The 8,842-nt window shown below is 58.9% G+C and carries 6 protein-coding genes; all 6 read right to left on the minus strand.

Annotation, left to right across the window (positions count from 1 at the left end; genetic code table 11):
• Window positions 1–30: 30 nt before the first annotated feature.
• The 6 genes from AAAB35_RS16005 to AAAB35_RS16030 all read right to left on the minus strand — a co-directional run bounded on the left by AAAB35_RS16005 (window position 31) and on the right by AAAB35_RS16030 (window position 8,250).
• Window positions 31–942 carry a thermonuclease family protein gene (locus AAAB35_RS16005; protein WP_340669283.1) on the minus strand — a complete coding sequence of 304 codons (912 nt, stop codon included), beginning with the start codon at window positions 940–942 and terminating at the stop codon, window positions 31–33.
• An 11-nt stretch (window positions 943–953) separates the two neighbouring features.
• A complete protein-coding gene (locus AAAB35_RS16010; RefSeq protein ID WP_340669284.1) occupies window positions 954–1,595 on the minus strand; it encodes a helix-turn-helix transcriptional regulator in 642 nt (213 codons plus the stop codon).
• 150 nt (window positions 1,596–1,745) lie between these two features.
• On the minus strand, window positions 1,746–3,965 hold the full coding sequence (locus tag AAAB35_RS16015) for a 3-hydroxyacyl-CoA dehydrogenase NAD-binding domain-containing protein (RefSeq protein ID WP_340669285.1): 2,220 nt from the start codon (window positions 3,963–3,965) through the stop codon (window positions 1,746–1,748).
• Window positions 3,966–3,979: 14 nt separating this feature from the next.
• A complete protein-coding gene (locus AAAB35_RS16020) occupies window positions 3,980–5,188 on the minus strand; it encodes an acetyl-CoA C-acetyltransferase (protein ID WP_340669286.1) in 1,209 nt (402 codons plus the stop codon).
• A 27-nt stretch (window positions 5,189–5,215) separates the two neighbouring features.
• On the minus strand, window positions 5,216–6,388 hold the full coding sequence (locus AAAB35_RS16025) for an acyl-CoA dehydrogenase family protein (protein WP_340669288.1): 1,173 nt from the start codon (window positions 6,386–6,388) through the stop codon (window positions 5,216–5,218).
• Between the two features lie 68 nt (window positions 6,389–6,456).
• A complete protein-coding gene (locus AAAB35_RS16030) occupies window positions 6,457–8,250 on the minus strand; it encodes an acyl-CoA dehydrogenase C-terminal domain-containing protein (protein ID WP_340669290.1) in 1,794 nt (597 codons plus the stop codon).
• Between the last annotated feature and the right edge of the window lie 592 nt (window positions 8,251–8,842).

Below are 8,842 nucleotides of genomic sequence, written 5' to 3' on the forward strand. Positions count from 1 at the left end.
CAGCCGAAAGGTGACCGCAAGAGTATGCCCTTACTGGGGCCGCGGCGGGAATGGTGCATCCGGGACGGGCGGAGGTAGCGGCGCTGGAGCCGGCGTCAGTTCTTCGGATGGTACATTATCTATGAACGCCGGCACTGGCAGTTCCTGCGTAGTCGGCAGCGCGGGCGGTGGACTGCCGAATATGCCGAGCTTTGCCTCCTCCGCCTTCTTCATCGTCTCCACCCGCGGTGAGCCGTCCTTGGCACGGGCCCAGCCATTCTCGACGAGCCACTGGGCGAGATCAGTACCACCGAGCCTGCATTGCGTCGCAATGACCGCTTCTGTCGGTTGACCCGGCACGTCACACTCGACGGCGCGCTGGCGCAACCAGTTGCGAAATGCGGTACGGGCCGCCATGCCGCACGGCCATGTAACGCCATCAGTCGTGCACGTCTCGACCGGATTTACCTGTTCGATGCCATCAAGCGCAATGCGATAGCCTGAGACCTCGAGGGAACCGGCCGCGATCGCGATGGGGCGGTAGAGCAAGGTTGGCTTGGCCGTATCGTCGACTGGGACGGGCGGTGGTGGTGGCGGGAGCGGCGTTGGCGCTTCCGGCGGTGCTGGTGGTTTAGGCGGCGATGCCTGGCCGAGTTCGCTCAAGGGTTGGCGCGGCGCGACCCGTTGCAAAGGCGTTGCTTCACCGATCGATGGCGACATCAGATCCGGCTTGACCGTGCGCGCAGCCTTAGGCGCTGCCTTGGGTTCGTCCGGCGCATTGCTGGCCGTATCGTTTTGCCCATTCTGCATTTCCTCGGGCAGTTCGAAATTCTCGGTCGTTACCGTTGGCTCATCACCAGTCGCAGCCGGGGGCTCTAGCGCGCCGTTAAAAGGTGCAATGAAGGCGTAGATAAGTGCGATGGCGACCAGAACCGTAAGGACATAAAGCGGCAACTTACGCATGCGGATGAGTCCTACTGGCTTGCCCACAGGATCCTGGCGATCCAATCGATATGAACCGCGTCAAAGGTGCGATTGGGATGTTCCGGATTCATCGATTGCAGTTCGATGGTGCGCGGGGTCTGCCGAGCGAGAATCTTTGCCATGACTTCGCCGTCCTTGGTGCGCACGACGACACGATCGCCGCGCCGGACCGCAGCACCAGGCGCGACGATGATGGTATCGCCGTCCCGATAAAGCGGCAGCATCGAGTCACCCGATACTTCCAGCGCATAGACGGAATCGCCGGAGCCCACGGGAAACTCGACAACGTCCCATCCCTGTCCCACAGGAAAGCCGCCATCGTCGAAAAAGCCACCGGCACCGGCCTGCGCGAAGCCGAGCAGCGGGATCGAACGGAGCGCAGTGCCGCCTGCGCGCGTGGCCTTACCGACTACCAGCATCATGAACTCGTCGAGCGAGGCCCCGGTGGCTTCCATGATCTTTGCAAGGGATTCGGTCGAGGGCCAGCGGGCCCGTCCATCAACCGCGAAGCGCTTTGATTTGTTGAATGTCGTTGGATCGAGTCCAGCCCGCTTCGCCAATCCTGAAACGGAAAGGGAATGGCGTTCTGCCAATGCGTCTATGGCCGCCCAGATGCGGTCATGTGAGAACATGTTTCAGCTCGGATAAAAGGAAAAAATACCTTCGCAAGTGTTTTAAGAAGGAATTTTGGAAAAGTCGAGGGGAATTACGGAAAACTTTCTTATTATCCAAAGAAAAGTGGGCACGACGTGCCCACTTTTCTTACGAGTCCCAGGGGTTCATCAAGCAGCCTGCTTTTTCTCCTCGACCGGGTAGGGATTGAACCTTTCATAAAAGGTCTCGCCCTTTTCGGCCATATCGAGGAGGAGCTTTGGCGCCTTGAACTGTGCGCCGTATTTGCGCTGCAATCCCTTGGCGATATCGACGAACTGTGCGACGCCCATTCCGTCGATGTATGACAGCGTACCGCCGGTGTAGGGAGCGAACCCAAAAGCGAGGATAGATCCGACATCGGCTTCACGCGGGTCGGTGACGATGCCCTCTTCCATGACGCGGGCAGCCTCCAGCGCGATCGCGAAGAGGAAACGTTGCTTCAGTACCTCGACATCAATCTTGTCCGGATCCTGCTGCGGATAGAGCGTCTTCAGCTCCGGCCACAACTGCTTCTTGGCGGGCTTCGCCGGATAATCGTAGAAGCCCTTGCCATTCTTGCGACCGCGACGGTCATACTTGTCGACCAAAGTGTTGACCAATTCGACATGGCGGGGATCGATGGCCTTCGGACCCAGATCGGCGAGCGTCGCCTTCAGGATCTTCTGTGACAGATCGATCGCCGTTTCATCGTTGAGCGCCAGCGGTCCGACCGGCATGCCGGCCATGCGAGCTACGTTCTCGATCATCGCCGGCGGCACGCCCTCGATGAGCATATTATAGGCCTCCGCCATGTAGCGCAGGACACAACGATTAACATAGAAGCCACGGGTGTCGTTAACCACGATGGGCGTCTTCTTGATCGCACGAACGTAATCGAGTGCCACCGCAAGCGCCTTTTCGGAGGTCTTCTTGCCGAGAATAACTTCGACCAGCATCATCTTGTCGACCGGCGAGAAGAAATGGATACCGACGAAATTCTTCGGTCGCTGCGATACCTTGGCGAGCCCGGTGATCGGCAGCGTCGAGGTATTCGAGGCGAAAACGGCGGCAGGCTTCAGGACAGCCTCCGCCTTCTCGGTGACGACGCGCTTGACTTCCCGATCTTCGAACACCGCCTCGATGACGAGGTCGGCACCCTCAAGATCGGCATAATCGGAAGACGGCGTGATGAGGCCAAGCAGTCTCTCCTTGTCCTCGGCCGTCGCTTTGCCCCTCTGCATCTCCTTGCTGATCAACTCCGCCGAATGGGCCTTGCCCTTTTCCGCGGTCTCAAGGCTCTGGTCGAGGAGGACCACTGGAATGCCGGACTTTGCGGTTACATAGGCAATGCCAGCACCCATGAAGCCGGCACCGACGACGCCGATCTTCTTGAACTTGGTGGGCTTCACTTCGGCCGGGCGCCGCGCACCCTTGTTCAGTTCCTGCAACGAGACGAACAGCGACCGGATCATCATGCCGGCTTCCGTCGTCTGCAGGATCTTGGTGAAATAACGCTGCTCGATCTTCAGAGCGGTGTCGAACGGGACGAGCAGTCCCTCGTAGACGGCCTTGAGGATCGAGGCTGCGCCAGGATAATTGCCGTAGGTCTCGCGGCGAAGGATCGCGGTCGCCGCAGGCCAGAGATTGGCGCCAGCGGGTGAATAAATCGCGCCGCCCGGAAGCTTGAACCCTTTTTCGTCCCAGGGCTGAACCGGCTTCAGGCCGGCCTTGATCATCTTCTTGGCCGCCTCAACAAGCTTCTTGGCCGGAACGATCTCATGCACCAATCCCATGGCCTTGGCGCGTGAAGCGTTCAGGCTGGTGCCCGTTGTCATCATCTGCAGGGCGTCCTGCTGGTTGGTCAGCCGCGGGACACGCTGCGTGCCGCCAGCGCCCGGGAAAATTCCGACCTTGACTTCCGGCAGGGCCATCTTGACCGACGGATCGTCGGATACGACGCGTCCATGGCAGGCAAGTGACATTTCGAAAGCGCCACCCATGCAGGTGCCGTTGATCGCCGACACCCAAGGCTTGCCACAGGTTTCAAGCTTACGGAACAGCCCGCCCATCTTGCCAGTGTTTTCGAAAAGCAGTTCTACCGCCTTCTTGGGGTCTCTGGCCTTTTCGGCCTGGAACATCTGGAACATGCGCTTGAGCATGGTGAGATCGGCGCCGCCGGAGAAGGTGTCCTTGCCGGACGCAATGACGGCACCCTTGATAGCCTCGTCTTTGGTCACGCGATCCACGATCTGATCGAGTTCCTTCATCACCTCTTCGGTGAAAATATTCATCGACTTGCCGGGCATGTCCCAGGTGACAAGTGCGATGCCGTCCGCGTCGACGTCGAATTTGAAGTTCGTATAGCTCATAAGTCCGTTCTCCCTCAGACGCGTTCGATAATGGTTGCGGTGCCCATGCCCGCACCGATGCACAGGGTCACGAGCGCAACGTTGAGATCGCGGCGCTCCAGTTCGTCGAGAACCGTGCCGAGAATCATTGCGCCGGTCGCGCCGAGCGGGTGGCCCATGGCGATCGCGCCGCCGTTGACGTTGATTTTGTCGCGCGGAATATCGAACGCCTGCATGTAGCGCAGCACGACCGCGGCGAAGGCTTCATTGAGTTCGAAGAGGTTGATATCCGAGATCTTCATCTTGGCCCGCTTCAGAAGCTTTTGCGTCACGTCAACCGGTCCGGTCAGCATCAATGCAGGATCGGAACCGATATTGGCAAAGGCGCGGATACGGGCGCGCGGCTTGCGGCCAAGCGTCTTGCCGGCGCTTTTCGAGCCGAGGAGGACGCCGGCCGCGCCATCGACGATTCCGGAGGAATTGCCGGCATGATGCACGTGATTGATGGTCTCAACTTCGGGATGCGCCTGAATGCCCACCGCATTGAACCCGCCCATCTCACCCGGCATGACGAAGGAAGGGTTGAGCGCAGCAAGGGCCTGCATGTCCGTCGACGGACGCATGTGCTCGTCATGGTCGAGTATGGTCAGCCCGTTCAGATCCTTGATCTCGAGCACCGAATTCTTGAAATAGCCGTTCTTCCAGGCCTCACCGGCACGCTTCTGGCTCTCGACGGCATAGGCGTCGACATCATCCCGGCTGAAGCCGTATTTGGTGGCAATCAAGTCTGCGGAAACGCCCTGGGGCATGAAATAGCCCGGAAGCCCAACCGACGGGTCCATGTACCAGGCGCCGCCCGACATGCCCATGCCGACACGCGACATGGATTCGACGCCGCCCGCGATGACAATATCGTCTGCACCTTGAGCAATCTTCGCGGCGCCGAAGTTCACCGCATCGAGACCGGAGGCGCAAAAGCGCGATATCTGCATGCCGGGGGCCTTGAAATCGTAGCCTGCTTCGAAAGCCGAGGAGCGCGGGATGACCGCGCCCGCTTCGCCGACCGGATCGACGCAACCATAAATGATGTCATCGACCAGACCCGTGTCGAGGCCGTTGCGGTCCCGCAGCGCCTCAAGAACGTGGGCGCCAAGACGGACGGCAGGCACTTCGTGCAAGCTGCCATCCTTCTTGCCTCTGCCGCGCGGAGTGCGCACGTGGTCGTAGATGTATGCCTCAGTCATTTCATTCTCCCTGTTCGAACCCGCGGCTCATAGGCTGCGGGCGATCAAAAGCTTCATGATTTCATTGGTGCCGCCATAAATCCGCTGGACGCGTGCGTCGCGGAACATGCGGGCAATCGGGAATTCGTTCATGTAACCATAGCCGCCATGCAGCTGCAGGCATTCGTCCACGACCTTGTTCTGCAGGTCGCTCAGCCAATATTTGGCCATGGACGCAGTAAACGGGTCGAGCCCGCCATTCACATGGCGTTCAACGCAGTGATTGTAGAATATGCGGCCGATCGTGGCCTCCGTCTTGAGTTCCGCCAGCTTGAACTGTGTGTTCTGGAAATCCATCACTGCCTTGCCGAACGCTTTGCGCTCCTTCACATAGTCGATCGTCAGCGCAATCGCCCGCTCGGCCATGGCAATTGCCGAGCCGCCGATCTGCAAGCGTTCCTGCGGCAATTGCTGCATGAGCTGGACGAAGCCCTGGCCCTCCTCGGTTCCGAGAAGGTTGGAGGTCGGGACGCGCACATCGTTGAAGAAAAGCTCTGACGTATCGTTCGACTTCAAGCCGACCTTGTCGAGATTGCGGCCGCGCTGGAAACCCTCCTGACCATCTGTTTCGACCACGATAAGTGACGTGCCCTTGGCGCCTTGCGACGGATCGGTCTTAGTGACGACGATAATCAGGTTGGCAAGCTGGCCATTGGTAATGAACGTCTTCGATCCATTGATGACGTAGTGGTTGCCATCCTTCTTGGCGCTGGTCTTGACCCCCTGAAGGTCGGACCCCGCCCCTGGCTCAGTCATGGCGATGGCGCCGATGAGCTCTCCGGTCGCCATCTTCGGCAACCACTTCCGCTTCTGCTCTTCCGATCCATAATGGAGGATATAGGGAGCAACGATGGAATTGTGGAGGGCGATGCCAAACCCGTCGGTGCCCACATGGCTGATTGCCTCGAGAATTGCACTTTCATGCGCGTAGGTGCCGCCGGCGCCGCCATACTCCTCCGGCATTGAAGCGCAGAGCAATCCGTTCTCGCCGGCGAGTTCCCACACGGAACGGTCGAATATTTCCTGCTTCTCGAAACGGTCGTAGTGCGGCAGGACCTCGGCCTCGAGGAACTTCGTGGCCATGTCTTCCAGCATCACGACATCGTCGGTCTTCCACGCAGGCTTCGGAACACCCAATACTTCTTCCGGTCGCAGACCCATAACTAACCTCCCGAGTTCGGTTACAGGAGCCGCGAGGACGCGGCTCGGAATATCGCTTGCTTGGCAGCTTAGAATGCTTCGGCAGGCAGCGCCATCATCGTGTCTGCGCCCGTCTGGATGCGGGCGAGATGCGCCGCGGTTTCCGGCATGACGCGCTCCATGAAGAACTTGCCGGTGACCAACTTGGTCTCGAAGAACGCTTTGTTTTCGGTGCCTTCCGCCAGTTTCGCATGCGACGCCTTCGCCATGCGGGCCCACATGTAGCCGAGACTGACGAGCCCGAATAGATGCATATAGTCGGTCGAGGCGGCGCCGGCATTGTCTGGGTTGGCCATGCCATTCTGCATCAGCCACATGGAAGCGGCCTGAAGGTCGTTCAGACCCTTCTTCAAATGCTTCGTATAAAAGGAAAGCTTCTCATCGCTGCGATTTTCCTCGCAGAAGTCACCTACTTCCTTGAAGAATGCCATGACGGCACGCCCGCCATTGAGGCCGAGCTTGCGTCCCACAAGGTCCATGGCCTGGATGCCGTTCGCCCCTTCGTAGATCATGGCGATGCGCGCGTCGCGTACATACTGGCTCATGCCATGTTCTTCGATATAGCCGTGGCCGCCAAAGACTTGCTGCGCCATGCAGGCATGTTCGAAGCCCTTGTCGGTAAGCACGCCTTTCAGGACAGGGGTCATCAGGCCGAGCATGTCATCGGCAAGCTGCTTCTCGGCCTCGTCGCCGGAGCGATGCGCAACGTCGGACTTGAGCGCCGACCAGAGAATGAAGGCACGTCCGGCTTCGTTGAATGACCTAATCGTCAGAAGGATGCGGCGGATATCAGGGTGGACGATGATCGGGTCGGCTTTCTTGTCCGGTTCCTTCGGTCCGGCTAGCGCGCGTCCTTGAATGCGGTCGCGGGCGTAGATCGCCGCGTTCTGGTAGGCCACTTCACCGATCGACAGGCCCTGCAGCGCAACGCCAAGCCTGGCCTCGTTCATCATCGTGAACATGGCGCGCAGGCCCTTGTTTTCGCCGCCAAGGAGGTACCCGATCGCTTCGTCATAATTCATGACGCAGGTCGAGTTGCCGTGAATACCCATCTTCTCTTCGATGGAACCACAGGAAACACCGTTACGCTCGCCCGGGTTGCCGTTCGCATCCAGGTTGAACTTCGGCACGATGAACAGCGAGATGCCCTTCACGCCTTCTGGCGCACCTTCGATACGGGCGAGGACCAAGTGAACAATGTTCTCCGCCATGTCGTGTTCGCCGGCGGAGATGAATATCTTCTGTCCGGAAATCCTGTACGAACCATCACTATTTGGGACGGCCTTAGTACGCAGGAGACCGAGATCCGTCCCGCAATGTGGTTCGGTCAGGTTCATCGTACCGGTCCAGACGCCATCCGTCATCTTGGGAAGGTAGGCCTGCTTCTGCTCGTCCGTTCCATGTGTGAGGATCGCGGCGATCGCGCCCTGAGTGAGGCCAGGATACATGACCAGCGCCATGTTGGCCGACGCCATGTATTCGCCCGCAGCGACATGCAGTGCATAGGGAAGCCCTTGCCCGCCGAATTCCTGCGGCACGGCAAGTCCAACCCAACCACCCTCGCGATAGGCATCGAAGGCCTGTTTGAAGCCTTTTGGCGTTGTGACCGAGCCGTCATCGTGCCGCACGCATCCTTCATGATCGCCAACCTGGTTCACCGGGAAAAGCGTGTTCTCGGCAAGTTTCGCGCCTTCGCCAAGGATCGCTGCAAGTATATCCGGCGATACGTCGGCAAACCCCGGAAGGTTGTTGTAGCGTTCAAAACCCAACACGTCGTTCAGGACAAACAACGTATCTTCAACAGGCGCGCGATAACTCGGCATCAGGTTCCCTCCAAAACTTAAACGAGCAGAAGCGGTACTCGAACGCGGTACCGGCAGATTTCACCTCTGTCTAGCAAACTTTGACGTTTCCGTAAACGTCAAAGTTTGCCGAAGTTCACAAGCAGTGCCAAGACTTGACCTGATAGGGTCCGATCCCCCACTCGGCGCGTTCCGGCGACCGCAGCATCGTTAGCCACGTAGATTTTTAACCATTCGGGCCTTCATCTTAACGAGTTGTTTACCACGTTTCGCCAATGTCATTGTGTCGGTGATCCGTGTCTATGTGTGGTTGGTTTTTCACGGCTTGTCGGACTGTGTGGGGCGAAGGTCCCGGCTTTCCGAATTGGCCCGAATGATCGTCCTTGCGGCGCATTCGCTTTTCGGCAGACCGAATCCACCTTTCTCCGCCCAGTCGAATCTGGAAGCGCCACAAGGCTGGCGCGTCAACTCGGGCAGCAGACATCCATGACAAACCAAAGGTCTTTAATGGAACAGGTCAATGTGAACCGCGCACGCCGCGATGCGACGTCGCTCGACAGCCTCAACCGCACACTCGAAACCCTTGAAGCGCAATTGCGCGGCTCGATGCAGC

The sequence above is a fragment of the Phyllobacterium sp. genome, assembly GCF_037994425.1.
Classification (GTDB): domain Bacteria; phylum Pseudomonadota; class Alphaproteobacteria; order Rhizobiales; family Rhizobiaceae; genus Phyllobacterium.